General features: G+C 65.2%; 23 protein-coding genes. 13 read left to right on the top strand and 10 right to left on the bottom strand.

The genetic code is table 11. The annotated features are described in order from the left end of the window. Positions 1 to 60 precede the first annotated feature (60 nt). The 3 genes from dapD to M3G19_RS05320 form a co-directional block, all read right to left on the bottom strand. Positions 61 to 1,026, bottom strand: a complete 966-nt coding sequence (dapD, locus tag M3G19_RS05330; RefSeq protein WP_259901237.1) for a 2,3,4,5-tetrahydropyridine-2,6-dicarboxylate N-succinyltransferase — start codon at positions 1,024 to 1,026, stop codon at positions 61 to 63. Between the two features lie 130 nt (positions 1,027 to 1,156). Then, positions 1,157 to 2,527: an amino acid permease gene (locus M3G19_RS05325; RefSeq protein ID WP_259901236.1), complete on the bottom strand. Its 1,371-nt coding sequence runs from the start codon at positions 2,525 to 2,527 to the stop codon at positions 1,157 to 1,159. Between the two features lie 95 nt (positions 2,528 to 2,622). Then, complete coding sequence (locus M3G19_RS05320) at positions 2,623 to 3,555, bottom strand: succinyltransferase (protein ID WP_259901235.1); 933 nt, start codon at positions 3,553 to 3,555, stop codon at positions 2,623 to 2,625. Positions 3,556 to 3,597: 42 nt separating this feature from the next. On the opposite strand from M3G19_RS05320, the gene dapE reads away from it, so the two are divergent. Genes dapE through M3G19_RS05285 form a run of 7 tightly spaced genes read left to right on the top strand, consistent with a single transcriptional unit; the run spans position 3,598 to position 8,539 of the window. Next, positions 3,598 to 4,683 carry a succinyl-diaminopimelate desuccinylase gene (gene dapE / locus M3G19_RS05315; protein ID WP_259901234.1) on the top strand — a complete coding sequence of 362 codons (1,086 nt, stop codon included), beginning with the start codon at positions 3,598 to 3,600 and terminating at the stop codon, positions 4,681 to 4,683. A gap of 50 nt (positions 4,684 to 4,733) precedes the next feature. After that, positions 4,734 to 5,534, top strand: a complete 801-nt coding sequence (locus M3G19_RS05310) for a TIGR00730 family Rossman fold protein (protein WP_259901233.1) — start codon at positions 4,734 to 4,736, stop codon at positions 5,532 to 5,534. Beyond that, positions 5,535 to 6,395: a dihydropteroate synthase gene (gene folP, locus M3G19_RS05305; RefSeq protein WP_259901232.1), complete on the top strand. Its 861-nt coding sequence runs from the start codon at positions 5,535 to 5,537 to the stop codon at positions 6,393 to 6,395. After that, positions 6,395 to 7,126, top strand: coding sequence for a glucosyl-3-phosphoglycerate synthase (locus M3G19_RS05300; RefSeq protein WP_259901231.1), 732 nt, complete (start codon positions 6,395 to 6,397; stop codon positions 7,124 to 7,126). The genes folP and M3G19_RS05300 overlap by 1 nt, the downstream gene beginning before the upstream one ends. A 9-nt stretch (positions 7,127 to 7,135) precedes the next feature. Then, positions 7,136 to 7,462, top strand: coding sequence for a cell division protein DivIVA (locus M3G19_RS05295; protein WP_259901230.1), 327 nt, complete (start codon positions 7,136 to 7,138; stop codon positions 7,460 to 7,462). A 6-nt stretch (positions 7,463 to 7,468) separates the two neighbouring features. Next, positions 7,469 to 7,639: a DUF3117 domain-containing protein gene (locus M3G19_RS05290; RefSeq protein WP_087116512.1), complete on the top strand. Its 171-nt coding sequence runs from the start codon at positions 7,469 to 7,471 to the stop codon at positions 7,637 to 7,639. A gap of 21 nt (positions 7,640 to 7,660) precedes the next feature. Then, positions 7,661 to 8,539, top strand: coding sequence for a methyltransferase domain-containing protein (locus tag M3G19_RS05285; RefSeq protein ID WP_259901229.1), 879 nt, complete (start codon positions 7,661 to 7,663; stop codon positions 8,537 to 8,539). 116 nt (positions 8,540 to 8,655) lie between these two features. Here the strand turns inward: M3G19_RS05285 and M3G19_RS05280 are convergent, their stop codons facing one another. Together M3G19_RS05280 and glgA are read right to left on the bottom strand one after the other, a co-directional pair. Next, positions 8,656 to 10,047: a GH32 C-terminal domain-containing protein gene (locus M3G19_RS05280; protein ID WP_259901228.1), complete on the bottom strand. Its 1,392-nt coding sequence runs from the start codon at positions 10,045 to 10,047 to the stop codon at positions 8,656 to 8,658. A gap of 17 nt (positions 10,048 to 10,064) precedes the next feature. After that, positions 10,065 to 11,285 (bottom strand): glycogen synthase, encoded by a 1,221-nt coding sequence (glgA, locus tag M3G19_RS05275; RefSeq protein WP_259901227.1) that lies wholly within the window; start codon positions 11,283 to 11,285, stop codon positions 10,065 to 10,067. Positions 11,286 to 11,404: 119 nt separating this feature from the next. Here glgA and glgC point away from each other — a divergent pair, with 119 nt between their 5' ends. Further along, positions 11,405 to 12,628 carry a glucose-1-phosphate adenylyltransferase gene (gene glgC, locus M3G19_RS05270; protein ID WP_259901226.1) on the top strand — a complete coding sequence of 408 codons (1,224 nt, stop codon included), beginning with the start codon at positions 11,405 to 11,407 and terminating at the stop codon, positions 12,626 to 12,628. On the opposite strand, the gene M3G19_RS05265 is transcribed toward glgC, so the two are convergent. Continuing rightward, positions 12,629 to 13,279, bottom strand: a complete 651-nt coding sequence (locus M3G19_RS05265) for an O-methyltransferase (RefSeq protein WP_259901225.1) — start codon at positions 13,277 to 13,279, stop codon at positions 12,629 to 12,631. It abuts the gene before it with no gap. A gap of 65 nt (positions 13,280 to 13,344) precedes the next feature. Between M3G19_RS05265 and sigE the strand changes: the two genes are divergently transcribed. The 3 genes from sigE to M3G19_RS05250 are packed head-to-tail and all read left to right on the top strand — an operon-like array spanning position 13,345 to position 14,775. Continuing rightward, entirely contained in the window at positions 13,345 to 13,929 is a 585-nt protein-coding gene (gene sigE / locus M3G19_RS05260; protein WP_259901224.1) for an RNA polymerase sigma factor SigE, read from the top strand. Between the two features lie 5 nt (positions 13,930 to 13,934). Further along, complete coding sequence (locus M3G19_RS05255; protein ID WP_259901223.1) at positions 13,935 to 14,273, top strand: anti-sigma factor; 339 nt, start codon at positions 13,935 to 13,937, stop codon at positions 14,271 to 14,273. 4 nt (positions 14,274 to 14,277) lie between these two features. Further along, positions 14,278 to 14,775, top strand: coding sequence for a Sec-independent protein translocase TatB (locus M3G19_RS05250; RefSeq protein WP_259901222.1), 498 nt, complete (start codon positions 14,278 to 14,280; stop codon positions 14,773 to 14,775). On the opposite strand, the gene M3G19_RS05245 is transcribed toward M3G19_RS05250, so the two are convergent. Then, a complete protein-coding gene (locus M3G19_RS05245; protein ID WP_259901221.1) occupies positions 14,772 to 15,914 on the bottom strand; it encodes an Mrp/NBP35 family ATP-binding protein in 1,143 nt (380 codons plus the stop codon). The genes M3G19_RS05250 and M3G19_RS05245 overlap by 4 nt on opposite strands. A 90-nt stretch (positions 15,915 to 16,004) precedes the next feature. Between M3G19_RS05245 and M3G19_RS05240 the strand changes: the two genes are divergently transcribed. Beyond that, positions 16,005 to 16,547 (top strand): general stress protein, encoded by a 543-nt coding sequence (locus tag M3G19_RS05240; protein WP_259901220.1) that lies wholly within the window; start codon positions 16,005 to 16,007, stop codon positions 16,545 to 16,547. An 83-nt stretch (positions 16,548 to 16,630) separates the two neighbouring features. Then, complete coding sequence (locus tag M3G19_RS05235; RefSeq protein ID WP_259901219.1) at positions 16,631 to 17,296, top strand: hypothetical protein; 666 nt, start codon at positions 16,631 to 16,633, stop codon at positions 17,294 to 17,296. Positions 17,297 to 17,382: 86 nt separating this feature from the next. On the opposite strand, the gene M3G19_RS05230 is transcribed toward M3G19_RS05235, so the two are convergent. The 3 genes from M3G19_RS05230 to M3G19_RS05220 form a co-directional block, all read right to left on the bottom strand. Beyond that, the gene (locus tag M3G19_RS05230) at positions 17,383 to 18,450 is read right to left on the bottom strand and encodes an HNH endonuclease signature motif containing protein (RefSeq protein WP_259901218.1); all 1,068 of its coding nucleotides are present in this window, start codon (positions 18,448 to 18,450) and stop codon (positions 17,383 to 17,385) included. Positions 18,451 to 18,608: 158 nt separating this feature from the next. Then, on the bottom strand, positions 18,609 to 22,364 hold the full coding sequence (locus tag M3G19_RS05225) for a multifunctional oxoglutarate decarboxylase/oxoglutarate dehydrogenase thiamine pyrophosphate-binding subunit/dihydrolipoyllysine-residue succinyltransferase subunit (RefSeq protein ID WP_259901217.1): 3,756 nt from the start codon (positions 22,362 to 22,364) through the stop codon (positions 18,609 to 18,611). A 65-nt stretch (positions 22,365 to 22,429) separates the two neighbouring features. Further along, positions 22,430 to 26,086: an ABC transporter ATP-binding protein gene (locus M3G19_RS05220; RefSeq protein ID WP_259901216.1), complete on the bottom strand. Its 3,657-nt coding sequence runs from the start codon at positions 26,084 to 26,086 to the stop codon at positions 22,430 to 22,432. Between the last annotated feature and the right edge of the window lie 44 nt (positions 26,087 to 26,130).

Raw genomic sequence — 26,130 nt, 5'->3', positions numbered from 1 at the left:
CCTGGCTTTTGGTGCGAAGATCGTTGTGGAGTGCCAGCGAAATCCACAGCATCGAGTGCGTTAGTTGTTGTGCAGCTCCGCGTTGAGCTCCACGCCCTTGGCCTTGACGGCCTCGACGGCACCGGTCACGGAGTTGCGGCGGAAGAGAATGCCGTTGGCACCGGAGAGCTCGACAGCCTTTACAGAGTCGCCTTCAGAGCGTCCGACAGACTGCGCGATCTCAGCGGACAGGGTGACCTTGGTGCCGGCGGTGACGTAGAGGCCGGCTTCGACGGTGCAGTCGTCGCCAAGCGAAATACCGATGCCCGCGTTGGCGCCGAGCAGGCAGCGCTCGCCGATCTTGATGGTCTCCTTGCCGCCGCCGGACAGCGTGCCCATGATGGACGCGCCGCCGCCGATGTCGGAGCCGTCGCCGACGACGACGCCGGCGGAGATGCGGCCCTCGACCATGGAGGCACCGAGCGTGCCAGCGTTGAAGTTCACGAAGCCTTCGTGCATGACTGTGGTGCCCTCAGCGAGGTGTGCGCCGAGACGCACGCGGTCGGCGTCGCCGATGCGGACACCGGTGGGAACGACGTAGTCGACCATGCGCGGGAATTTATCCACGGAGAACACGACCACTGGGCCGCGCGCCGACAGGCGGCTGCGGACAACCTGGAAATCGGAGACCGCGCAGGGGCCGTAGTTGGTCCACACGACGTTGGCGAGCAGACCGAAGAGGCCGTCGAGGTTCGCTTCGTGCGGCTTGACCAGGCGGTGGGAGAGGAGGTGGAGACGCAGGTACGCATCGTAAGCGTCAACAGGCGCGGCGGAGATATCGGAGATGGACGTCGCCACAGGCACGCGTGCGACTCCCCGGTCCTCGTCGGGGCCGGCGAGATTGACGAACTGCTGCGGGGTTTCCTCCAAGCGGGTCGTGCCGGTGGAAGAGACGGACTCACCGAGCTTCGGGGCCGGATACCAGACATCCAGGACAGTTCCATCGTGGGTGACAGTGGCCAAGCCTCGTGCGAATGCGGTGGTCATAGTAGTAATCAGTTCTTTCTCTTACGGTGTCTGCGTATGCACGGCCCGCGCAAAAGCGCTAGCGCTGCATAGCTTAGAAGATCTTCAGGCGGCGCGTTGGTTTTCACGCGCGGGGGCGGCGTCGTGCCAATTACGCCATGTGCGCCGGCTCGGACGCCTTGCCACGGTGGACGATGAGGCTGGTCACGACGATCGCGCCAACGACGACGAGGGCGGAGATGAGCTCGGTGCGGCCGCCAGCGTCGAAAAGCATGAGCAGGATGAATCCGCCCAGCGTGGCGAACGTGATCCACGGCAACCACGGGTAGCCCCACATGCGCACATTTGTGATTTCGCCGGATGCGACGAGCTTGGGGTGCAGGCGGATGTACGACAGGATCACCATCGCCCAGATCGAAATCAGGATGCCGCCGACAGCGTTCAGAAGGAAGGTCAAAAGCCCCGGCGGGTTCCACCACTGCATCGCGACGGAGATGAAGCCGAAGATAATGGAGACGATCACGGCGCGAACAGGCACGCCCGATGCGTTCGTCTGAGCGAAATAGGAGGGTGCCTCGCCACCGCGCGCCATCGAGTACAGCAGACGGGAGTTGCCGTAGAGCTGCGCGTTGCACGCGGACAACAGGGCGAGCGCGATGACGACTTCCATGATGGTGGCGGCACCGGAGACATTCGCGCGCTCGAGCACGAGGGTGAACGGGGACTCGGCGGCGGAATCGGCGCCGGCGATCTGTTCGTAGGGCAGCAGCAGAATGATCAGCACCACGGAGCCGATGTAGAACACGGCGATGCGCCAAATCGCGGAGCGGATCGCCGCGCTGACGGCGGCTGTGGGGTTCTCGGACTCGGCTGCGGCGATAGTCACGAGCTCGATGCCGCCGAATGCGAAGGCGACGGCGAGCATGGCGGTGGCGATGCCGCCGATGCCGTTGGGCATGAAGCCGACGTGGTCGATATTGCTGGTGCCCACGGCGTCCATGCCGGGGAAGAGGCCGAAGACCATGAGCACGCCGACGACCAAGAAAATGACGATCGCAGCCACTTTGATCAGGGCGAACCAGAATTCGAATTCGCCGAAGCCGCGCACGGCGGCGAGGTTGATCGCGGCGAAGAACACGACGGCGATCAGCGCGGGGATCCACGGCGCGATGTCGAACCAGCCGGAGATGATGGCGGAGGCGCCGGTGATCTCCACGCCGATGATGAGCACCTGCATGATCCAGTAGGACCAGCCGACGGAGAAGCCGGCCCAGGCGCCGAATGCCTGGTCGGCGTATGTGGCGAAGCTTCCGGAGGACGGTCGCGACGCCACCATTTCCGCGAGCATCGTCATGATGCAGACGGTGACGGCGCCGGCAATCACATAGGCGATGATGACGGCCGGTCCGGCGGCTTGAATGCCCACGCCGGTTCCGAGGAAGAGTCCGGCGCCGATGGCGGAGCCCAGTCCCATCATGGTCAGGTGGCGGGTTTGCAAGCCGCTATTGAGGGTGTTCGACATGAGTCAAGTGTAGGAACCATGGGCGCGAGCCAATAATTCGGGGTGAATTAAATGCAGGCTCAAGCAAAAAGAGCACGCTTATCGACGCCCGGCCTCTACCGCGACCTCTCCCTCACCACCGGAGTAGCGCTGTGCGGTTCGTTAGTGATCGTCCAGTCCGACTGTTCAGTGATCGTGTGAGCGGGGACGTAGGTCTTCTCGTGCGGGTTGCGCGTGTCGTAGACAATGGTGTCGGGCTCCAAAATGATGCCGGAACCGAGTTCGCAGCGGTCGCCCATGTTCAAGTCGATGAGTCCTGCAGACGGCCGGATGATGCAGTTCTCGCCGATGCGCAGGGGAGACCGGTTGTGCCCGTCGGTGCGTTCCGCCATGACGAACGACGACAACCCGAGATCCGAGCCCGCCCCGATGACGCACGAGGACAGCACGCGCCCTTCCACCTGCGCCGGGCCGAGAGTTCCGGCGTTGTACGACACCGATCCTTCCCGGAACACGCTGGTCCCGGGGCTAAGATACGCGCCGAGGCGGACGCGTTCGGCTTCCGCGATGGACACCCCGGTGGGAACGACATAATCGACCATGCGCGGCAGACGCTCGATGCCGTAGACATGAATGGTTCCGCGGGCGCGCAGGTTGGTGCGCACGTACTCGAAGTCGTCGGGCAGGCACGGACCTTTATTCGTCCACGCCACGGGGACGAGGTGTTCGAGCGCGTCCGTCATATTGATCTCCAGCGGCTTCACCTTCCGGTGCGACAGCAAGTGGAGACGCAGGTAGACGTCGTGTGCGTCAATGGCCGGGGCAGACAGGTCCGCGATCTCGGTGTGCACCGGCACCACTTCGACGTGGCGGTCGCGGTCCATGCCGATCAGATTGAGCAGCCGAGGCGAGAGCTCGTTGGCGCTGACGCGGCGGGTGAGGGAGTGGGGGATATCGTCGATAAGCTCGACGGTGGGGTACCAGCTGTCGAGGACGGTGCCGTTGGCGGCAATATGTGCGATTCCTGTAGCGCGAGCTCCTTGGGGCATGGCTGTATCGTACGTGCTTACCCGGCAGGTAGTATCGCCCCCGTGAATCTGGACCTTTTTGCTGACCCTGTCGAGCTCACCAAAGCGCTGGTCGACATCCCGTCGCCCTCCCACGAGGAGAAGGCGATCGCCGACGCGATCCAGGCCGCGCTCGAGGCCTTGGACGGCGTGGAGGTGACCCGCCGCGGCAACACCGTCGTCGCGCGCACCAACCGCGATCTTGGCGAACGGATCGTTCTCGCCGGGCACATCGACACTGTGCCTATCGCGGATAATGTGCCCCACCACGTCGAAGGCGACATCTTGTGGGGCTGCGGTGCCGTCGACATGAAGTCCGGAATGGCGTGCTACCTCCACGCTTTCGCGACGCTGTGCAACTCTGCCGGCCTGCAGTTTGACCTCACGCTCATCTGCTACGAAGCGGAAGAAGTCGCCGCTAAGTACAACGGTCTCGCGCATCTTGAACGCGACGAGCCCGAGCTGCTCCAGGGCTCGCTGGCGCTGCTCGGCGAACCGTCCGGCGCGATCATCGAGGCCGGTTGCCAGGGCAGCATCCGCGTCACCGTCACCGCGCGCGGCACCCGTGCGCACTCGGCGCGCGCCTGGCTCGGCCACAACGCCGCGCACGATCTCGCCGGAGTGCTCGGCCGCATCGCCGCGTACGAGCCGCGCACCGTCACCATCGCGGGCTGCGAATACCGCGAGGGCCTCAACGTCGTCGGGCTTTCTGGCGGCGTCGCGACGAACACGCTTCCCGACGAAGCCTCCCTCACCATCAACTTCCGCTTCGCGCCCGACCGCAGCCTGGACGAGGCGAAACAGCACCTCGAAGACACCCTCGCGCTCGAAGAAGGCCTCGAATTGCTTTACGACGACGCCGTCCCCGGCGCCCTCCCCGGCCTCGACGCCCCCGCCGCCCAAGGCCTGCTCGCCGCTGTCGGCGGTGAATTCCGTGCCAAATTCGGATGGACGGATGTGTCCCGGTTCTCTACGCTGGGAGTTCCGGCTGTGAACTTTGGCGCCGGCGATCCCGGGTTCGCCCACAAGATCGACGAGCAGTGCCCGATCGAGCAGATCCGCACCGTCGCGGACACCCTCATCGCGTACTTGACCGGCGCGTCCGCTTAAAGCGCAGGCCCACAGCGCAATAACTTTCCCGACTAGAAAGCTTTCACCCCGTGGCACCACACATCACCCCGCGCCCGGATCGCGACCGTACTCTGAGCGGCCCGATTCTTAGGCGCCACAAAGGCGGCGACGACAATTCCACGTCCACCTACGACCAGCGTCTCTTGCAGATGGGTCGCCCGGACCACGATTGGAAGCATGCGGACCCGTGGCGCGTCATGCGCATCACCAGCGAGTTCGTCTCCGGCTTCGACGCTCTTCACGATCTCGACTGGGCCGTGACCGTCTTCGGCTCCGCCCGTCTCGGCGAGGGCACCCCGGAATACGAGCAGGCTCGCGCACTGGGCAAGGCCCTGGTGGAGGCTGGTTACGCGGTCATCACCGGTGGCGGCCCCGGCCTGATGGAAGGCCCGAACCGCGGAGCTTACGAAGCCGGCGGCATGTCTGTCGGCCTGGGCATCGAGCTGCCTTTCGAGCAGGTGCTCAACCCCTGGGTCGACCTCGGGTTGAATTTCCGGTACTTCTTCGCCCGCAAGACGATGTTTTTGAAGTACTCGCAGGGGTTCATCTCGCTGCCGGGTGGCTTCGGCACGATGGACGAGGTCTTCGAGGTCCTCTGCATGATCCAGACAGGCAAGGTCACCAACTTCCCGATGGTGCTCCTCGGCACCGAGTTCTGGTCCGGCCTCGTCGACTGGATTCGCACCCAGCAGCTCGGCCGCGGCCTGATCTCGGAGGGCGACGACCAGCTCTTCCTCGTCACGGATTCGGTGGACGAGGCGGTGGAGTACATCGTCAACACGCACCGCGAGATGTCGGACCCGCGCAACCTGCACAAATACGAGCGTTAAATGCACCTCCTTCCCGCCGGCCTGCCTCGTGTCATGGCCATCGTGAACCGCACTCCGGACTCGTTTTATGACAAGGGTGCGACCTTCGCCTTCGACGCCGCTCTGGCGCGCTGCCGAGAGGTCGTCGACGCAGGTGCCACGATCGTCGATGTCGGCGGCGTGAAAGCGGGTCCGGGCGACGACGTCAGTGCTCACGAGGAGATTGACCGCGTCGTGCCGTTTATCGACGCCGTCCGCAATCAGCTCGCCGCAGCCGACGCGACCTCGGTGGATATCTCCGTGGACACGTGGCGCCCCGCTGTCGCGGAGGCGGCGATCGCGGCGGGAGCGACCCTCATCAACGACACATGGGCAGGCTTTGAACCAGAGCTCGTCGAGGTCGCCGGCGCGCACAAAGTGGGCTACGTCTGCTCGCACACCGGCGGTGCGACCCCGCGCACGCGACCGCACCGCGTGCATTACGACGACGTCGTCGCCGACGTGATTCGCGAAACGACGACGCTCGCGGAGCGCGCCGTGGACTGCGGCGTCCCGGAAGACAAGGTGTTCATCGACCCCACGCACGACTTCGGCAAGAACACGTTCCACGGGTTGGAGATCCTGCGGCGCATCGAGGAGGTCGTCGCAACGGGCTGGCCGGTGCTCATGGCGCTGTCGAATAAGGACTTCATTGGGGAGACCACGGGACGCGCAGTGGGGGAGCGCGTCGCGGGCACGCTCGCGGCGACAGCGTGGTGCGCGGCGCGCGGGGTCGCGGCATTCCGCGTGCACGAGGTCGCCGAAACCATTGACGTCATCCGCACCACCGCAGCCATCCAAGGAACCACAGGTCCGCTCGCGACGATCAGAGGTTTGGCGTAGTGCAGGTCTCCGTCGTCATTCCCGCCCTCAACGAGGAAAACACTGTCGCTGATGTGGTGCGCGCAGCTCGCGCATCGTGCGCCGACGAGGTCATCGTCGTCGATTCCGATTCGACGGACGCGACAGCCGCCAACGCGGAAGCTGCCGGTGCGACGGTGCTCAATTGGCGGGATATCGCGCCGGAGATTCCGGTTCAGCCCGGCAAGGGCGAAGCGTTGTGGCGCGGGGCCCTCGCGGCGCAGGGGGACATCGTGGTGTTCCTCGACGCAGACGTCACCACCGTTGAGGCGGGGTGGGTGGATAGGTTGGCGGGGGCGTTCGTCGATAAGCGTGTGCATCTTGTGAAAGCGAGCTATGACCGCGCGCTCAACGGTGCCCCGCGCGGCGGTGGGCGCGTCACGGAACTGACAGCGAAGCCGCTGCTCCGCCTCCTGTTTCCCGACATCCCGCCGCTTGACCAGCCGCTCGCCGGCGAATACGCCATCCGCCGCGACACCGCACTCAAGGTGCCGTTCGTCGCGGGATACGGCGTCGAAGCGGGCTTGCTTATCGACGTCTCCACCCTCCACGGCCCCTCCTCCCTTGCCCAAATCCCCCTCGGGCAGAAAGCCCACCGCAACCGGCCTTTGCACGAACTGTCCGCAATGGCTGAAACCGTCGCCGCCACCATCCTCGCCCGCGCCGGCGTAGGCGACGTCCCGCAACGCCAGCCCTGGGCCGAACTGCGGTAGCATCAGTTCATGCTGTCTTGGGTCATTCTCATCCTCGTCATCGCCGCCATCGCGCTGCTCGGCGCGTGGATTTCTGCCTCGATCGCCGGCCGCGGTGAAGCGCTACCTCCGATGGACGCACCCCGCGACGTCATCGCCTCGAACCGCGATGCCGTCGACGCTGGCCGTTACGAGGACATCGCCCTCGAAGTCGTCCCCCGCGGATACCGCCAGGACCAAGTCGATGCTCTCGTCGAGCACCTCCTTTCCAAGCAAGGGCGTAAGATTGGGGAGGAATTTCCGTCGCGCGTGACCGCGACCGACGGAGAGCAGACAATCGAAGAAGCCAAGGAGTAACACCACATGGCAGCAATGAAGCCGCGTACCGGCAACGGTCCGATGGAAGTCGTCGAGGAAAGCCGAAAGATCGTGATGCGCATCCCGTCCGACGGCGGCGGACGCCTCGTGGTGGAGCTCAACAACGAGGAAGCTGCCGAACTTGGCCAGCTCCTCACCGATGTCGCAGCGCAGTAGAGCTGCAGGTAACATGACGCCATGCTCAAAGACATTGTTGATGTGCTGGCGGACCCCGTTGACGGAAGTGCTCTGACGGGGGCGGACGATTTCAGCCGCCTGGTGTCTGAGACCGGGCATTCGTACGACGTGGCTAAGCAGGGCTACGTCACGCTGGCATCCGGCGCCGGGATTGCTCATGAGGGCGACAGCCCGGAGATGGTGGTCTCACGCGAGGCGTTTTTATCGCGCGGCCATTTCGCGCCGTTCGTGGAGACGGTCACGGAGCGCGTCCTCGACGCTCTTCAAGGACTCCCGCTTGACGACGTCGCGGCCACCCCCACCATCCTCGAAGTCGGCGCCGGCACCGGCTACTACCTGACGCACACTCTCGACGCGGTGGAGAATTCCCGCGGAATCGGCGTCGATATCGCTGTTCCCGCCGCGAAGCACTTGGCGAAAGCGCACCCCAAGATCGGCGCCGTCGTCGCCGATGTGTGGGAGGGCCTTCCTCTGCGCGATAATTCCGTCGACGTGATCACCGTGATTTTCGCGCCGCGCAACCCGCAGGAATTCGCGCGCGTGCTTGTCGACGACGGCGAGGTCCTCATCCTCACCCCCCAAGCCGGCCACCTCGACGAACTCCGCGAGCCCCTCGGCATCTTGGGCGTTGAGGAAGGCAAGCAGGAGCGCATGCTCGAGCAAGCCGCCGGCCACCTCGTTCCCGTTGGTGAGCCAGAGCTCATTGAGTTCCCGATGAACCTGGACCGCGAGTCGATCGCCGCCCAGGTCGGCATGAGCCCGTCTGCCCGCCACCTCGACCCGGAGGTTCTCGCTGAGCGTGTCGCTGCTCTTCCTGAGACCATGACGGTCACCGCGCGAGCGCAGCTCACTCGGATGAAGCGAGCGCCGCAGGCCTAGACTCCGCGGCTCAGCCTTAGGCTCGGCGGCTCGGCGGCTCAGCCTTAGGCGTAGCGGCGCTGTCTCCGCCCTGCTCGCGCCGGCTGCAGCTCTGCGCGAGCAGGGCTTTCGCGGTTTTAGACCGCCGCGCGCGGGCGGCTCCACTGGCTGAGAATCTCCGCGTCGCCTTCAGTCGTGGCGCGGAGCTCACCGACGCCGTTTTCGGGCCAGAAGCGGCTGGCCATGGTGACGGCGCCGCCGCCGGCGAAGACTTCGATGGCGGAGCCGTCGACAAGCACGGAGATGTGGTCTTCGTCCTCGTCGTCGAGCTGCGCGGTGGCGGGGTTGCCGTCGAGGCGGTCGAGGGTGATCTCGTCGCCGGAGTGTGAGATCACGGCGGCGACGTCGCCTGTGGTGTCGACAACTTCGACCGCCACCTTCGACCCCACCGGGATCTCACACAGGCCAGTCCAGAGCTTGGCGCGCTGGGTGGCGCTGACAGCGTCGGGAAGCCCCTGCGCGGGGGTCTGGTACAGCTCTCCGCCCGCGAGGGTGACCACGCGGGGCAGCGACAGGGCGTTGGCCCAGCCTTCGGATTCCCAGGTCGGCTGGGCTGTCGGGTCGCCGCCGCGGCCGGTCGCAGCCAGCAGACCGAAGATGCGGGCTTCGGCGTAGCGCTCGTCGTCGGTCTGCGTGCCGCGCACGACGTTGGTGCTGCGGGGGCGGGTGAAGTCGTGGCCGTAATCGAGGCGGGTGAACGGGGTCCGCACGGTGAATTCGGTCTCGTCGAGGGTGCCGACGAGGTAGCCGGTCAGGTCGCCCTTCTCAAGCTCGATGGTCAAAAACAGCACGTCGTAGATCTCGTCGTCTTCCTCGTCGCGCAAGCGGATGATGCGCGGGGCGACGGTCACAGCGTCGTCGGAAAGGCCGGTGTCGCCGTCGAAGCGCAGCGGGCCGAGCAAGGACCACGACGTTCCGTCGGGGGAGTCCAGCACGACCGGGACAGGCTTCTCGGAGGGGCCGCTGCTCGCCAGCATCACCCAGCCGGATTGGCCGCGGGTGCGGTCCTCGCTTTCCTTCCAGTCGGGGACGACGCAGGGGGAGCGGAAGCGAGTGAAACGCCCGACGTCCTTCACCACAGGGCCAAGGCGGCGCACTCCGGGATCGATGTCACCGGCTTCGTCGACTTCCTCGCAGAGGGTCTCGATCTCGTCGATACGCGCTGCTTGAACCGTCGTTCCTGCGTTGGTGACGGACGTGAAGTACAGGTCCGTGCCTTCCGCCGAGGAAACGACGGAGCCGGCCAGGATGCGGGTCTCGCCGCCGACGGGTGCGATGACGTCGTTGCACTCGTAGAAGTCGAACGGGTTGCCCTCGGAGAATTGGTGCGCCCAACGCGTCGGGGCACCTTCGGAAGGTTCGTACTGGTAGAAGAGGTGCCAGTCGTCGCCGTCGCGAAGCATGCCCGCTGCGGCGTTCAAAATGCCTTCGTCCGCGGTGACATGCAGTTCCGGTCTCAAATTGCTCACAGTTTCGTCCTCCGGTCTTACAGAAGCGACTTGTACACGTCGACGGTTTCTTGGGCGATTTTGTCCCAGGTGAATTCTTTTTTCACGCGGGTCAGACCAGCTGCTGCGAAGCGTTTGGTGGTGGCCGCGTCCTGGGCGAGTGCGTTGACTGCGGCGGCGAGGTCCTTCTCGAAGGACTGTGTGTCGTCCGCGTCGTAGTGCACCAGGGTACCGGTCTCGCCGTCAACGACAACTTCGGGAATGCCGCCCACGTCGGACGCGACGACGGCGGTGTTGCACGCCATCGCCTCCAAGTTCACGATGCCCAGCGGTTCGTACACCGAAGGGCACACGAAAATATCGGCTGCGGAGTAGATGTCGCGGATATCTTCCTTCGGCAGCATGTCCGTCACCCAATGCACGCCGTCGCGCAATGCACGAAGCTTATCGACGAGCCCCTCCGTCTCCTCCGCAATCTCCTTCGTATCGGGAGCTCCTGCGCAGAGAATCAACTGGATGTCCGGGTCGAAGTCCTGGGCTGCCTTCACCAGGTGGGGCACGCCCTTCTGGCGGGTGATGCGCCCGACGAATGCGACGACGGGGCGCGACGGGTCGATGCCCAGGCGCTCGATGACATTCTTTTCGCTGCTCGCGTCGGCTGCGGCACTGTCGGTTTCGCCGCGCAGGTCGCCAGCGGCGTCGACGGTGGGGTACCAGAACGAGGTGTCGATGCCGTTGAGGACGACGTGGACGCGCGAGGCGTCGATACGCGGGTAGGCGCGCAAGATGGCGTCCTTCATGCCGGCGGAGACTCCGATGACGGCGTCGGCGTTTTCCATGGCGTTCTTCTCGGACCAGGAGGAGACGTCGTAGCCGCCGCCGAGCTGCTCGCGCTTCCACGGGCGGTCGGGTTCGAGGGAGTGCGCGGTGACGACGTGCGGGACACCGTGGAGCAGTCCGGCGAGGTGCCCGCCGAGGCCCGAGTACCAGGTGTGGGAGTGGACGATGTCGACATCGGAGGCGGCATGAGCCATGCGCAGACCCGTCGACATGGTTTTGATAGCGCCGTTCGCGTCATCCAAGGCGGGGTCGACGCCGTGGACGTATACGTTTTCCGCGTCGCGGGGCTGGCCCATGCAGTGGACGTCCACGGTGACGTCGTCAAGCTTGCGCATGAAGCGCGTGAGCTCCGTGACATGGACTCCCGCGCCTCCGTAGATTTCGGGCGGATATTCGCGGGTCATCATTCCGACTCTCATGCTCTCCGAGACTAGTAGCGTTTCCGCGGCCGTGCAGGCACCCACGGAGGGAGGTGGCGGGCGTCCCATTTGATGCAAGTGCAGTGCAGCTTTAGCTCTTCTTACCTAGGCTTGGGGGTGTGAACAGCCAGCCGAATGTCCTCGCCATTGTCCTCGCGGGCGGAGAAGGCAAGCGCCTTTTTCCGTTGACTCTCGACCGCGCCAAGCCCGCCGTGCCGTTCGGCGGGAATTACCGTCTCGTCGACTTCGTTCTGTCCAACCTCGTCAACGCCGGGTACAACCGCATCGCGGTGCTGACGCAGTACAAATCGCACTCGCTCGACCGCCACGTGGCTACCGCGTGGAATTTCTCAGGGCCGATGCACCAGTACATCGCGTCGGTGCCGGCGCAGCAGCGTCTGGGTAAGCGCTGGTACCAGGGGTCGGCGGACGCGCTTTTGCAGTCGCTGAACCTCATCTACGACGAGCAGCCGGACTACGTGCTCGTCTTCGGCGCTGACCACGTCTACCGCATGGATCCGTCGCAGATGGTCGAGGACCACATCGCGTCGGGCAAGTCGTGCACCGTCGCCGGCATCCGCGTGCCGCGCGTCGAGGCCACGGCGTTCGGTTGCATCCAGTCCGACGACGACGGCACGATCACGGAGTTCTTGGAGAAGCCAGCCGACCCGCCGGGCACGCCCGACGACCCGGAGGTCACCTACGCGTCGATGGGCAATTATTGCTTTTCGACGGAGGCGCTCATCGACGCCCTCCGCGAAGACAACGACAACGAATCCTCCTCCCACGACATGGGCGGGGACATCATTCCGTATTTTGTCGGCAAGGGCGATGCCCACGTCTACGACTTCTCCGCCAACCAAGTCCCCGGCGCGACTGAGCGTGACAAGGGGTACTGGCGTGACGTCGGCACCATCGATTCCTTCTACGACGCCCACATGGATCTCATCTCGATCCACCCGGTGTTCAACCTGTACAACAAGTCGTGGCCGATTCACTCCACTGAGGACGAGAACCTGCCGCCCGCGAAATTCGTCTCCGGCGGTATCGCGCAGGAGTCCATCATCGCGCCGGGCTCGATCATTTCGGGTTCCACGGTGCGCAATTCTGTGCTGTCGACGGACGTGCGCGTGGAAGAAGGCGCGACGGTCGAGTCGTCGGTGCTCATGCCCGGTGTGCGCGTCGGCCGCGGAGCTGTCGTGCGCCACGCCATCTTGGACAAGAACGTCTACGTTTCGGACGGCGCGACCGTCGGTGTCGACGAAGACAACGACCGTGCCCGCGAGTTCTCCATCTCGAAGGCCGGTGTTGTGGTGGTGGGCAAGTCCGAGGTCGTCGAGTAGCTAGACGCGGCGCGTCACCAGTGTCACCCCGGAATCGAGGGGGAGACGCGTCACGACGGCGCCTTCCAGCCCATCCACCAGCTCATCCGCTTCCCGCGCAGCGAGAGTGGCGCGGTCTTTGCGGGTGGGGTCGGTGACGGTGCCGTCGAGAAGCGAACCCGCGAGAACGAGCGTGCCGCCGGGGGAGAGCAGCGGCCACGCGGCCTCGACGACAGCCGGCAAATCCACCGGGTCGACGTCCGCGTAGACGAGGTGGTACGCGCCGGTCGCGAGCCGTCCGAGCACGTCGAGCGGGCGCGACGGCAGGAAACGCACGCGCGATCCGCCGAAGCCGGCGTCCCGGAACGCGGCCTTCGCGCGTGCCTGGTGATCCGCCTCCGGGTCGATACACGTCAACGGGGCCTTGTCCGGCAGTCCCGCGAGAATGTGCAGGCCTACAACGCCGGCGGCGGGCGTCATCGCCACAGCGCCCGTCGCGGCAGCGCCGCTGGTGGCGCCGGCTGCAGCCAACGTACCCAGCAATTCACCCACCGCGACGCTCGGGGTGGGAAGGGAGTATTCGGAGGCGTCGGCGCGGGCGTCGATAAGCGGGCCCTCTTGCTGCTTGCCTGTGATGTACTCGTTGAGGGACGAAAATGCTGAATTGCTCACATGAGTATCCTACGAAATCGACCCCGGCGGTGCGTGGACCCGCGCGGTACGCAACAATAGTGAGCATGCACGACGACGCCACCGGCACCGCCGCCTTCGACCAAGGCCACGGCGAGATGCCCAGCTGGGCAGAGCTCGTCGAGGAGCACGCCGACAGCGTGTACCGCCTCGCGTTCCGCCTCGCCGGCAACCAGCAAGACGCCGAGGACCTCACCCAAGAGACGTTCATGCGCGTGTTCCGCAACCTGAAGACGTACAAGCCCGGCACGTTCGAGGGCTGGCTGCACCGCATCACGACGAACCTGTTCCTCGACATGGTGCGCCACCGCAGCAAGATCCGCATGGAGGCGTTGCCCGAGGACTACGAGCGCGTCCCCGGCACCGCCCCCACACCCGAGCAGGTGTACACCGCGACGAACCTCGACCCCGCGCTGCAAGCTGCGCTCGACGAACTCGGGCCTGAATTCCGCGTGTCCGTCGTGCTCTGCGATGTCGTCGGGATGAGCTACGAGGAGATCGCGAAGACGCTCGGCGTGAAGATGGGCACCGTCCGTTCGCGCATCCACCGCGGCCGCAGCCAGCTCCGCGCGTCGCTCGAGGCGCAGGCCGTGTCCAACGAGGCGGCGCGCGAGCTCATCCGCGCGAGGTGACGGCGTTGCCCAAGTTCGATTCGATCGACCACCTCAATTTCGAAGCCGTCGCCGCGCTTATCGACGACGAACTCACCCCCACCGCCCTCCGCCGCGCCCAACAGCACCTGTTGCAGTGTCCCGACTGCCGTCGTGAAGTCGCTCAGCAGCGTGCCGCCGCCGATGCCGTGCGCGAACACAATTCCGACGGGTGCTTGCGCGCGCCGCGGTCGTTGGTGGAACGCCTGCAGCATCTCGACTCCGCCGACGCGGACCCCCACGCTGCCGCTGCCGATTCCCGCTCCCGCGAATCGTCCCGGAACCGCCCCTTTTCCTGGCTCCGCACGCGCGACGGGCTAAAGTGAAACCGTGTTTGACACTATCGGTTGGGGCGAAATCTTCGTCGTCGTGCTCGCGGGCCTGATCATTATCGGTCCCGAGCGCCTGCCTGGGGTCATCATGGATGTCCGTGCCGCGATTTTCGCGGCGCGCCGCGCGATCAACGACGCGAAGAACGAGCTCTACGGCGAGGAATTCGACGAGTTCCGCAAACCAATGAGCACCGTCACCGAATACGCCGCGATGGGGCCGAAGCGCGCCATCGCCAAAGTGCTTTTCGACGAAGACGGCGACTACCTTGACCAGTTCGACCCCCGCAAGATGATGGATGGGGACCCTACTGTGGGCAGTTCGACGGCTCCCAGCCCCAGCTCTGATGACGTGCAGCGATCGCAGGAGCGAGGGTCTAAACGGCGGCGTCGTCAGCCCGGAATGGGAGTCAGTGCGCCGCAGGACTCGCAGACAGGGAACCAGAACCCGCCGGCGCAGTCGGGCGGGGCAGGGTTCTCCTGGGCGGACGTCACCTAGTTTCGGGTGACTCCTAAGTTGAGGTTCTTTCCGGCGAGGGAATCGCGGCGGATCTTCAGCTTGCTGGCGATGTCGGCGATGGCTTTGCCGGACGGGGAGTCGGGGGCCTGCAGGGCGATGGGGGTGCCTTCGTCACCCTGGACACGCAGAGCTGGATCGAGGGGGACAGAGCCGAGGAGGGGGACGTCGGTGCCCGTGATGGCGGTGAGGCGCTCGGCGACGTTCTCGCCGCCGCCGGTGCCGAAGACATCCATGGTGGTGCCGTCGGGCATGACCATGGCGGACATGTTCTCGATGACTCCGGCGACGCGCTGGCCCGTCTGCTGAGAGATGGAGCCGGCACGCTCAGCGACTTCAGCGGCAGCGGCTTGCGGTGTGGTCACGATGAGGAGCTCGGCATTCGGGACGAGCTGCGCTACGGTGATGGCCACGTCGCCGGTCCCGGGCGGTAGGTCCATGAAGAGGACGTCGAGTTCGGACCAGTAGACATCGGAAAGAAACTGCTGGATAGCTCGGGTGAGCATCGGCCCACGCCACACGACCGGGGCGTTTCCTTCGACGAACTGGCCGATGGAGATGTGGCGGACGCCGTGGGCGATGGGCGGCATGAGCATCTCGTCGACAACCGTCGGGCCCTGGCCCGCCGAACCCATTAGGCCAGGGATGGAGTGGCCGTAGATATCGGCGTCCAAAATGCCGACGTTCAAGCCCTGCGCAGCCAGCGCGGTCGCCAGGTTCACGGTCATCGAGGACTTGCCGACGCCACCCTTGCCCGACGCCACCGCGAACACCCGCGTCGTCGAGCCCGGTTGCGCGAACGGGATCACCGGCTCGGACCTGTCGCCCTTGAGGCGCTGAGCGAGGTTGCGGCGCTGCTCCTCACTCATCGTGTGCATGGTCACGCTGACTTCGCCGACGCCCTCGAGTTCCTCGAGCACGGCACGCACATTGGATTCGATGGTGTCGCGCATCGGGCATCCGGCAATGGTGAGGTAGATGCCGACGGCGACGTCGCGGCCGTCGATACGCACGGACTCGACCATGTCCAATTCGGTGATCGGTTTGCCGATCTCGGGGTCGTCGACCCGGGCGAGTGCGTTGCGGACAGCTGCTTCTGAAATCGGGGCTGTGTCAGTCATTGCTCGTAAAGTATATGGCCTTCGCGCCCGCGGCTGAAGCCGGCACTAGACTCGAACGGGTACACGAACGCGAAAATGAAGGATGAGCACATGAGCCAGCTGAATCCGGCACCCGGCGGCGCCTCCGCATCGCGCCGTCCCGTCGACGGGCTGCAGCGCCCTTCGGGTTGGCCCGTGGGCAGCTTCAAGAATTACGAGGACGCGCAGGCCGCCGTCGACGGGCTGTCCGACCGCGAGTTCCCGGTGGAGGACATCACGATCGTCGGCGTCGACCTCATGCAGGTCGAGCGGGTTACCGGTCGGCTGACGTGGGGTCGTGTGCTGGCGGGCGGTGCGCTGTCCGGCATGTGGTTCGGCTTGTTCGTCGGTTTGCTGTTTGCGCTGTTCACGCCGGATGTGTGGAAGTCGTTGTTGTCTGCGCTCGTGATCGGTCTGCTCTTCGGCGTCGTGTTCGCAGCGCTCGGGTACGCGTTCACGCGCGGCCGCCGCGATTTCTCGTCGGCGACGACCATCGTCGCCGGCCGTTACGACATTTTGTGCGAGCCGTCGTCCGCGCCCCGCGCCCGCGACATGATCGCGGAGATGGGGCCGCGTCCCGCACAATCGCTTATCGACGAAAGCCCCCAGAGCTAATGCCCTCCCTTCCTCACCTGCAGAGCAGGTCGCGTGGGCGCTCGTCGTGGTCGTCGGTTGGAGCTGTGCGAATCGTCGCTGCTATGTCAGCTGCGGGGTTGCTTTTCGGCGCGACAGCGTGCGCGCCGGCCGAGGAACCGGTGCGGATTGCCGCTGATCCGTCTGATCCTGAGCAGATGGTGCTCGCTGAGATCTACCGCCAGGTGGCAGAGCTAGCCGGAAAAGAAGTGGGGATCGTCGGCCAGCAACTGAACGATGACGGCGAGAAGCTCGCCCTGCTTCAGGCCCGCGACGCGAATCTGGCGGTCATGTGCGTCGGGTCGCTGGTCGTCGCGGCGAACCCGGCCGAGACTGACGCTTTAGAGGAGAAGAAGCGCGAGGCAGACGCGGATGACTCCAACGACGTGGATTTGGCGCTGGCGACCTATGATGCGGCCGTCGCGACGTTGCCTGGTGCGTTCAAGACCGTCGATCCGTCGCCTGCCGAGGGCTGCGCAGACGCCGACCACGGCGATCTGCCGCAGAACATCATTCCCGTCTACCAGGCCGGGCTTTTCGACCGCGGCGTCCGCAACGCCATGAACAAAGTCACCCGTGCGTTGTCCACCACAGACTTGGAGAAGCTCATCGAAAAGACCGAAGAAGACGGCGACCCCGGCGCTGCCGTCAATGCCTGGATGCAGGAGAAGACCGGCATGGGTTCCGAGTTGAAGCGCATCGTCGACGAAGGTCAGGCTCGCGAAGTCTAGAAGCCGATTGCAGGCGTGCGGAAGTGGCCGTGGACATGCTTGATTCACGCGATGAGCGTGGTCAGGCTGTGTCTGCGGCCGTTTCGCTATTTCCCGAACAGTAGGTGCATGGCACCGTATTGGTGTGTCCGGGTTGGTACTGGTGTTCCGCGCGGTGAAACCCATGTTGGTGTCCCATCGCGCATCTGTATTCGACCCCTGTTGTGTCTATCCGGGTCATCGTCGTTGGTGCGGTTGTGATACCTGCACAACACCGACAGGTTGTTCATGTTCGTCTGTCCACCGCGGGCCCACGGTTCGATGTGGTGGACTTCGCAGTTATCAGCAGCATGCCGGCAATCCGGAACAGGGCACGTCGTCAGTGTCGCCCGGGCGAGATCGCGTTGTTTCTTATTAGCGAACCGTTTCGTGTTGTACAGGTTCACCGGACCGTGCTGCGGGTGGAAGAGTGCCACCTCGAGGTCCTTGGAGTGATGGTGGGCCAGGTACTCCGCACCAGTCATCGTGGTGCCATCCGACAGCCCTAGGATGGTGTCATCGCCTTGGCCGCCGAGGATCGAGATGTAATCCGGCAACGGAATTTGGACCAGTGGGCGTGGAACAGCATCCGCAACAGCACCATCCTTGTGGAGCAGGTCGTGGAATGCTTCGTACATCTGCGGGCCCTCGGGACGGTTGGCGTCGAGTTTTTGGCGCAGGGCGTACTCAAGGGCAGCGATATCCCGCGCATCACCGGTGGCACTGAAGGTGCGTTTGCCTTTCCGCTCCTTACCGAACCGCACCGACGACTCCGGAGCAGGTGTATCCACCTCGGGGACGATGTCTTTGGCGCGGCGTTTCAACGTCTCGTAGTTACCCCACACGGACAACAACGCTAGGCGGATCTTCCACTTCTCTTTTTCGGTGTCCAACGCGCGGACTCGTTGCTCGATGAGCACCAACTGATCCAGTGACTTCGCCGTCTGGCGGGCAACACGCACAGCAGTAGCCTGCTGGCGGGAAAACCGGGTCTTTCCGTAGTAGACCTCGTAGACGCCTTTCCAATCGGCAACGCGGGTGGGGTTGGCGCCGGCGTCGACAAGCTGCTGGGCGTTGAAACTACCCAGCAGGTCGATAGCATTGCCTGCGCCCACATGCGCCGCGAATTGGTTCATGACACAAACGTTAAACGCCCCGCAACCCATCGTCTACGAAACGATGTCTACTTCAGTAGACATCGCACAAACGGGCAGGTCACAGGGCGCAGAAATGGCCGAAACCCCGCCGCACACCGATGTGAAAGGGCGTGGGGCGGGGTGAGGAGGGGAGAAGGTTAGGCGAAGGCTTCGTCGATAAGCGCCTTCTCCTCTTGCTGGTGAACCTTGCTCACGCCGGTCGCCGTGGTGGACTGTGCGCGGCGGGAGATACGGCGCATCGGCGGCAGGTTGTCGACGAGGTTGGCCAGGTGCTCGTTGTAGAACGGCCACGGACCCTGGTTGGCGGGCTCGTCCTGCACGAAGCGGACCTCCTTGGCGTTCGGGTAGTTGGCGAATGCCTTGTTGAGGCGGTTGAACGGGATCGGGTGGAGCATCTCGATGCGGATGATCGCGACGTCGTCACGGCCGTCCTTCTGGCGGCGCTTCTCCAGATCGTAGTAGACCTTGCCGGAGCACAGGATGATGGTGGTCACCTTGTCGGCGTCGCCGATGACCTTGTTCTTCGCATCGACGATATTCGGGTCGTCGATGACGGAGCGGAAGGACTTGGACTCGATGAAGTCTGCCGGCTGGGAGACAGCGGCCTTGTTGCGCAGCATCGACTTCGGGGTGAAGACGACGAGCGGGCGGCTCATATCGCCCAAAGCTTGACGACGCAGCAGGTGGAAGTGGTTTGCCGGCGTCGACGGCTGAGCGATCGTCATGGAGCCCTCGGCAACGAGCTGCAGGAAGCGCTCGATGCGTGCCGACGAGTGGTCCGGACCCTGGCCCTCGTAGCCGTGCGGCAGCAGCATGATCAGGCTGGACAGCTGACCCCACTTGGTCTCACCGGAGGAGATGTACTCGTCGATGATGGTCTGGGCGCCGTTGGCGAAGTCGCCGAACTGTGCCTCCCATGCGACGAGTGCGCCCGGGTTGCCGACGGTGTAGCCGTACTCAAAGCCGAGACCGCCGAACTCGGTAAGAGCCGAGTTGTAGATGTTGAAGCGGCCGCCATTGCCAGACTCGATGGCGTAGGCATCGAGCGGGTTGTACTGCTCGCCGGTATTCGGGTCGAACAGGACGCCGTGGCGCTGGGTGAAGGTGCCGCGCTTGGAGTCCTCGCCGGTGAGGCGCACGAGCTTGCCCTCAGCGGCCAGGGAGCCGAAGGCAAGGAGCTCGCCCCATGCCCAGTCGATGTTGCCGTTGTCGAAGGAGCCGCCGCGGGACTTCAGCACCGACTTGAGGCGCTTGTTGGGGGTGAAGTCGCCGGGGAGGTTGGCGTAGGTGTCGGCAAGCTCCTGGAATGTTGCCTCCGTGATGGAGGTGTCCAGGCCGCGGGTGAGCGACTGGGATTCGGTGATGCCGTGCTGGGAGGCGGGGGACCCGCCGCCTTCCTTGACGTCGTTGAACACGGAGTCCAGCTGGTCGTGGAAGTCCTGCTTGGCGATCTCCGCCTCTTCCTCCGTGAGGTCGCCACGACCGATGAGGTCCTTGGTGTAGCGGGTACGCACGGACGGGTGGGAGTCGATGCGCTCGTACATGAGCGGCTGGGTCACCGACGGGTCGTCGGCCTCGTTGTGACCGCGGAGGCGGTAGCAGATGAGGTCGATGAAGACATCTTTGCCGAATTCGCGGCGGTACTCGGTGGCCAGCTGGCCGACCCAGGCTGCTGCCTCAGGGTCGTCGCCGTTGACGTGGAAGACCGGGCAGTCGAAGCCCTTGGCCAAGTCGGTGGCGTAGTAGGTGGAGCGGCCCTGGTCCGGGGTGGTGGTGAAGCCGACCTGGTTGTTCACCACGATGTGGACGGTGCCGCCGACGTTGTAGCCGGTGAGCTGGGACATGTTCAGGGTCTCCTGAACGACGCCGAGGCCGGCGAAGGATGCGTCGCCGTGGAGCATCATCGGGACGACGGAACGCTCGTTGGTGTTGTTGTCGTGGTTGATGATGTCCTGCTTGGCGCGGGCGATGCCGACCAGCACCGGGTCGACGGCCTCCAGGTGGGACGGGTTGGCGGCGAGGGTGACCTTGATCTCGCCGTCGCCGAACATCTGGAGGTGCTCGCCTTCGAAGCCGAGGTGGTACTTCACATCGCCGGAGCCGCCCTGCTGGGCCGGCTGCAGGTTGCCTTCAAACTCGCCGAAGATGGTCTTGACCGGCTTACCGACGATGTTGAACAGCACGTTGAGACGGCCGCGGTGCGGCATGCCGATGACGACCTCGTCGAGGCCCTGGCCAGCGGCGGTGTCGATGACGGCATCCATCAGCGGGATCAGGGTCTCGGCGCCCTCGAGGGAGAAGCGCTTCTGGCCGAGGTACTTGGTCTGCAGGAAGTTCTCGAAGGCCTCTGCGGCGTTGAGCTTCTGCAGGATGTACTTCTGCTCGGCGCTGGTGGGCTTGGGCATGCCGACTTCGATGCGGTCGCGCAGCCACTCGCGCTCGTCGCGGTCGAGGACGTGGGTGTACTCGGCACCGACGTGGAGGGTGTAGGCGGCGCGCAGGCGGGTGAGCACCTCGCGCAGCGTCATGGTCTCCTTGCCGCCGAAGCCACCGACGTTGAAGGTGCGGTCGAGGTCCCACAGGGTCAGACCGTGGGATTCGAGCAGCAGGTCGCGGGAGTCCGGCTTGGGCAGGCCGGGCTGGTGCCACTGCAGCGGGTTGGTGTCAGCCATGAGGTGGCCGCGGGAGCGGTAGGCCTCGATGAGGTTCATCACGCGGGTGTTCTTGTCCACACCGCCGTTGGGGATGTCCTGGGCCCAGCGCATCGGGGCGTAGGGGATCTGCATGGCGTTGAAGATCTCGTCCCAGAACTTGTCGTCGTTAAGCAGCTGCGAGATGTCGCGGAGGAATTCGCCGGACTCTGCGCCCTGGATGACGCGGTGGTCGTAGGTGGAGGTCAGCGTGGTCAGCTTGCCCACGCCGAGCTCGGCGAGACGGTCCTCGGAGGCGCCGGCGAATTCTGCCGGGTAGTCCATGGCGCCGACGCCGACGATGGTGCCCTGGCCCTTGGTCAGGCGCGGGATGGAGTGGCGGGTGCCGATGCCGCCCGGGTTGGTCAGCTGAATGGTGACGCCCTGGAAGTCCTCGAGCTTGAGCTTGTTCTGGCGGGCGCGGGCGACGATGTCCTCGTAGGCCTTGACGAACTGGTCGAAGGTGAGGGTCTCGCACTCCTTGATGGCGGCGACAACGAGTGCGCGGGTGCCGTCCTTCTGCGGAAGGTCGATCGCAAGGCCCAGGTTGATGTGCTCAGGCGTGACGACGAACGGCTTGCCGTCGACCACCTTGTAGTTGACGTTCATGCCCGGGTGGAGCAGCGCGGACTTGACGATCGCCCAGCCGATGATGTGGGTGAACGAGATCTTGCCGCCGCGGGTGCGCTTTAAGTGATCGTTGATCTGAGCGCGGTTTTCGAACATGAGCTTGACCGGCATGTCGCGCACGGTCGTCGCGGTCGGGACGGTCAGGGACTCGTCCATGTTCTTCGCGATGGCCTTGAAGGTGCCCTTCAGCTGGGTCTCGCCAGCCTCCGGAAGCGGCTTGAGGCGGTCCATCGGGGACTGCTTGGCCTTCTTCTTGTTGGCGCTCTTCTGCGACGGCTGCGGCACGTCCTTGACGGCGGTGTCGACGCGGGTCTCACGGCCGTCCTGGCTCGGAGCACCGGTGGTCTCGGCGACCTTGGTCGCGGTGCGCGCCTTGTGCGGCTGGGTGTTGTTCGCCGACACCTTCTTCGCGGCGGGGGAGACGAGCGGGGTGGCCTTGCCCGCGGCTGGCTTACCCTCTTTTTCGAACATCTCGCGCCATTCTTCGTCGACGGAGTTCGGATCCTCCTGGTACTGCTGGAACATCTCATCAACCAGCCAGTCGTTTTGGCCGAATGTGCTCTCGCTGCTCACGGCAGGTACTCGCCTCGTTTCTTCGTTCTCTGGGTGCTTTTGATTGCTTTGTCGGTCATTGTCAATCAATGGCTAACAGCCCACAATACTGCATACTTTCCGCCCCGCTTGAGCAGGTCGGTGTGGGGTCCGTCTTCAATGATACGTCCTTGGTCTATCACGAGGATTCGGTCGGCCTTTGCAGCGGTGGCGAGGCGGTGCGCGACGATGATTGCGGTGCGGTGAGCAGTGGCGCGTCCGGAAGCGTCGAGGACGGCGCGTTCGGTGGCGGGGTCGAGGGTGGCGGTGGCTTCGTCGAGAAGCACGACGTCGGGACGGAGCATTTCGGCGCGCGCGAGCGCGATGATTTGGCGTTGGCCGGAACTCAAGCCGCGGCCGCGTTCGCCGACGCGGTGGTTGAAGCCGCCGGGGATGGCGGCGATGATGCCGAGTGCGCCGATGCGCCGCACGGCGTCTTCGATCTCGGCTTCGCTGGCATCGGGCGCGCCGTACGCGATGTTGTCGGCCACGGTCCCGGGAAACAGGTAGGACTCCTGGGGGACTTGCGCGAGTGCGCGTCGCCAGTCGGACAAGGGGAATTCGCGGATGTCGGTTCCGCTCGCGGTCACAGCGCCTGTCACGGGATCATAAAAACGGGCAAGCAGCTTGACGACGGTCGACTTGCCCGCCCCCGTCGCCCCCACCAGCGCCACGGTCTCGCCGGGCTGGAAGGTGACGGTGACATCTGACAGCGCGACCGGAGAAGCGCTGGTCGGTTCGGCTGCGTCGGCTGAATCGCGGGAATCGGGGCGTGCGCTGTAGGAGAAGGTGACGCCGTCGAGGGCGAGGGGTCCGCGGGCGGCGTTGGAGGCGTGCGGGGTGGTGCCGGTATCGGGGACGGTGGTGGGTTCGTCGAGAAGCGCGCGGATGCGGTCGAAGCTCACGGTGGCTTGCTGCCAGGAGTCGAAGATTTGGCCGAGCTGCTGGATGGGGCCGTAGAGCTGGGTGAGGTACATGGTGAAGGCGACGAGGACGCCGACGGTGAGCGTGCCGTCGGCGATGCGTGCGCCTCCGATGGCGATGATGATGGCGGTCATGATCTGGGAGATCATTTGCATGCCGTTGAAGTAGGTGGCCACGAGGAGCTGCGATCGCATGCGCAAGCGCCGGTAGGTCTCGCTTTCTGCGGTGAAGTGCGCTTCGGCAGACGGTTCCATGCGGTGCATTTGGCTGATGCGGATCCCGCCGATGAGCTCGGCGAATTCGCCGTTGACGGCGGAGATCTGGGCGCGGGCTGCAGCGTGGAATCGCTTGGAGTAGTGGCGGAAGACGACGGTGATCAGCGCGATGACCGGAACGGCGTAGAGGGCGGTCAGGGCGAGGGAGCCGTCGGTGGCGACGAGCATTGCGGCCACGCCGATGAGGGTGCCCACCGAGACGATCGCTTGAGCGAGACCTGTCTGCAGGAAGCTGGACAGGGTGTCGATGTCGGTCGTCATCCGCGTCATGATCCGGCCCGAGAGGTGCGATTCGAAATAACTCAGTCCGAGATGCTGCAGGTGGGCGTAGCTGCGCACGCGTAGGCCGTAGAGGAGGCGCTCGCCGGAGCGGGCGGATAAGACGGTCATCGCGGCGTTGGCGGCCCACGCGATGAGGACAACGGTCAGGGCGGCGCCGGAGACGAACCAGAGGGTGCGCTCATTGCCGGTGGCAATGCCCTGGTCGACGGCTGTGCGGACCAGCGTCGGAAAGCTTAAGTCCGCGAGCACGCCCACGACGAGGAGGGCGGTGACTGCCGCGATCAGCCATTTGACCGAGGAGAACATCGCGCGCAGTCCCGCAGGGATGGTGCCGGTGGGCTCTTCGTCGGCGTCGGGCAGCGCTTCGAGGCGCTCTAAGAGTTCAGGTGTCGCGGTGACAACGCGGGCGCGGCCACCGCCACCACCGCCGCCGCCACCTGTGCCGGAGGAGGTGAGAACGTGTTCGTGAGGCGAGGTGTCGGGCAGGTCGGGCCATAGCTGGTCATGGGAGGGATTAGCGGGAGGAGGGGAGTCGGAAGTGGTGTCGCCGGGGGCCATGAGGGCCGTGTAGGAGGGGTGGGTAAGGGCGGGGGTGAGGGGAGCGTCGATAAGCGATGTGCCGTGGTCCACGATGATGACGCGTTCGGTGTGCTCGACCGTGGATTGGCGGTGCGCGACGGCGATGATGGTGGCGCCGGGGAGGTTGTCGCGCAGGTTGGCGAGGATGTCTGCTTCGGTTGCGGCGTCGATGGCGGAGGTGGCGTCGTCGAGGATGAGGACGCGCGGGCGCGATAGGAGTGCGCGGGCGAGCGCGATGCGTTGGCGCTGGCCGCCGGATAGCGTGAGGCCGCGTTCGCCGACGACGGTGTCGTAGCCGTCGGGAAGCTGGCTGATGAATTCGTCGGCACAGGCCATGCGCGCGGCGTGGGCGATCTCGGCGTCGGTGACGTCGGCGCCCATGGCGATGTTGTCGCGGATGGACAGCGAGAACAGGAAAGCTTCGTCGAAAACACACGTGACGGCGCTGCGGATGTCGGCGTGGGTGAGCTCGCTGTACGGGATCTGGCCGTCGGGCGTAACTAGTGCGAGGTGCCCGCTCTCGGGGGTGTAGAACGCCCCGGCGAGCTGCACGGCCATCGACTTGCCGGAACCTGCTGGCCCTACGAGCGCGACTTGCTCGCCCGGCGCGACGGTGAGATTGAAACCGTCGAGAACGCGGCGGCCGTCGGCGGTGAAGGTGACGTCGTTGAATGCGATGCCGACCGGGCCCTCGGGCAGCGTGCGCGGGGTTGAGGGGTCGGGGCGCTCGGGCGCGAGCTGCAAGACCTCGTCGAGCCGGTCGATGCCGCTCATGCCCATCTGGAGCGTGACGTACGTGTTCGCCAGCATGGACATCAGCGACGTCAGCGAGCTGAGATACGCGGTGAATGCGACGAAGCCGCCGACTGTCATACCGCCGTTTAGCGCGATGATGCCGCCGGCGACGATCGTGACAACGAGCGCGAGGTTCGGTAGCTGGCTCAGCGCGGGCTGGAAAGAGGCGGTGAGATTCGCTGCGCGCATTTTCACGGCGTAGAGGCGCCGCGCGAGTCCATCGAGGACATCGATTTCGTGGTCTTCCCGACCGAAGGCCTTGACCACGCGCACGCCGGAGACAGTCTGCTCGACGTGGCTGGTCAGGTCGGCTGCGGTCTGCTGATTCGCCCACGTGGCGGCGTACATCGAGCGGCGGGAGCGGTTGGCCACCCAGACGATGACTGGCAAAAACGCCAGGGCCATGAGTGTTAGGGGAAGATCCAGCCAAGCCATGACGGCGACGGTGAGGATCAGCTGGACCAGGCGCGAAAACGCCATGGGGCTCAGCGCCAGAACGGAGAACAGCTGGCCCAGATCCGTAATGGAGCGCGACACGATCTGCCCGGTGACGATGTGGTCTTGGCCCGGCCCGTCGAGGCGGTGCAGCGTTTTCAAAAGCTCCACGCGCACGTAGTGCTGCGAGCGCGTGGCCAGATTGCCGGCGGCCCAGCGGCGCAGGACTTGGAAGGCGAATTGGGAGACGGCGATTCCGGCCATCGCCCATGCGATGGTCGTAACGGAACCATCGCGCGCGCCAGTGGCGACGTCGACGGCGGTGCCGGTCAGCCCCGGCAGCGTCGTTTGCAGCACTGCCGCGAGCACCGCTGTGACGAGGGTGAGCGCAGCAAATCCGCGGTTGGCTTGCAACGACCGGGTGAGCAGATGCCCGCGCAGCTTATCGACGACCCCTG

Source organism: Corynebacterium sp. p3-SID1194, from assembly GCF_025144155.1.
Taxonomy (GTDB): domain Bacteria; phylum Actinomycetota; class Actinomycetes; order Mycobacteriales; family Mycobacteriaceae; genus Corynebacterium.
The sequence above is the reverse complement of the archived record's forward strand: the minus strand, read 5'-3'. Positions and strand labels throughout refer to the sequence as shown.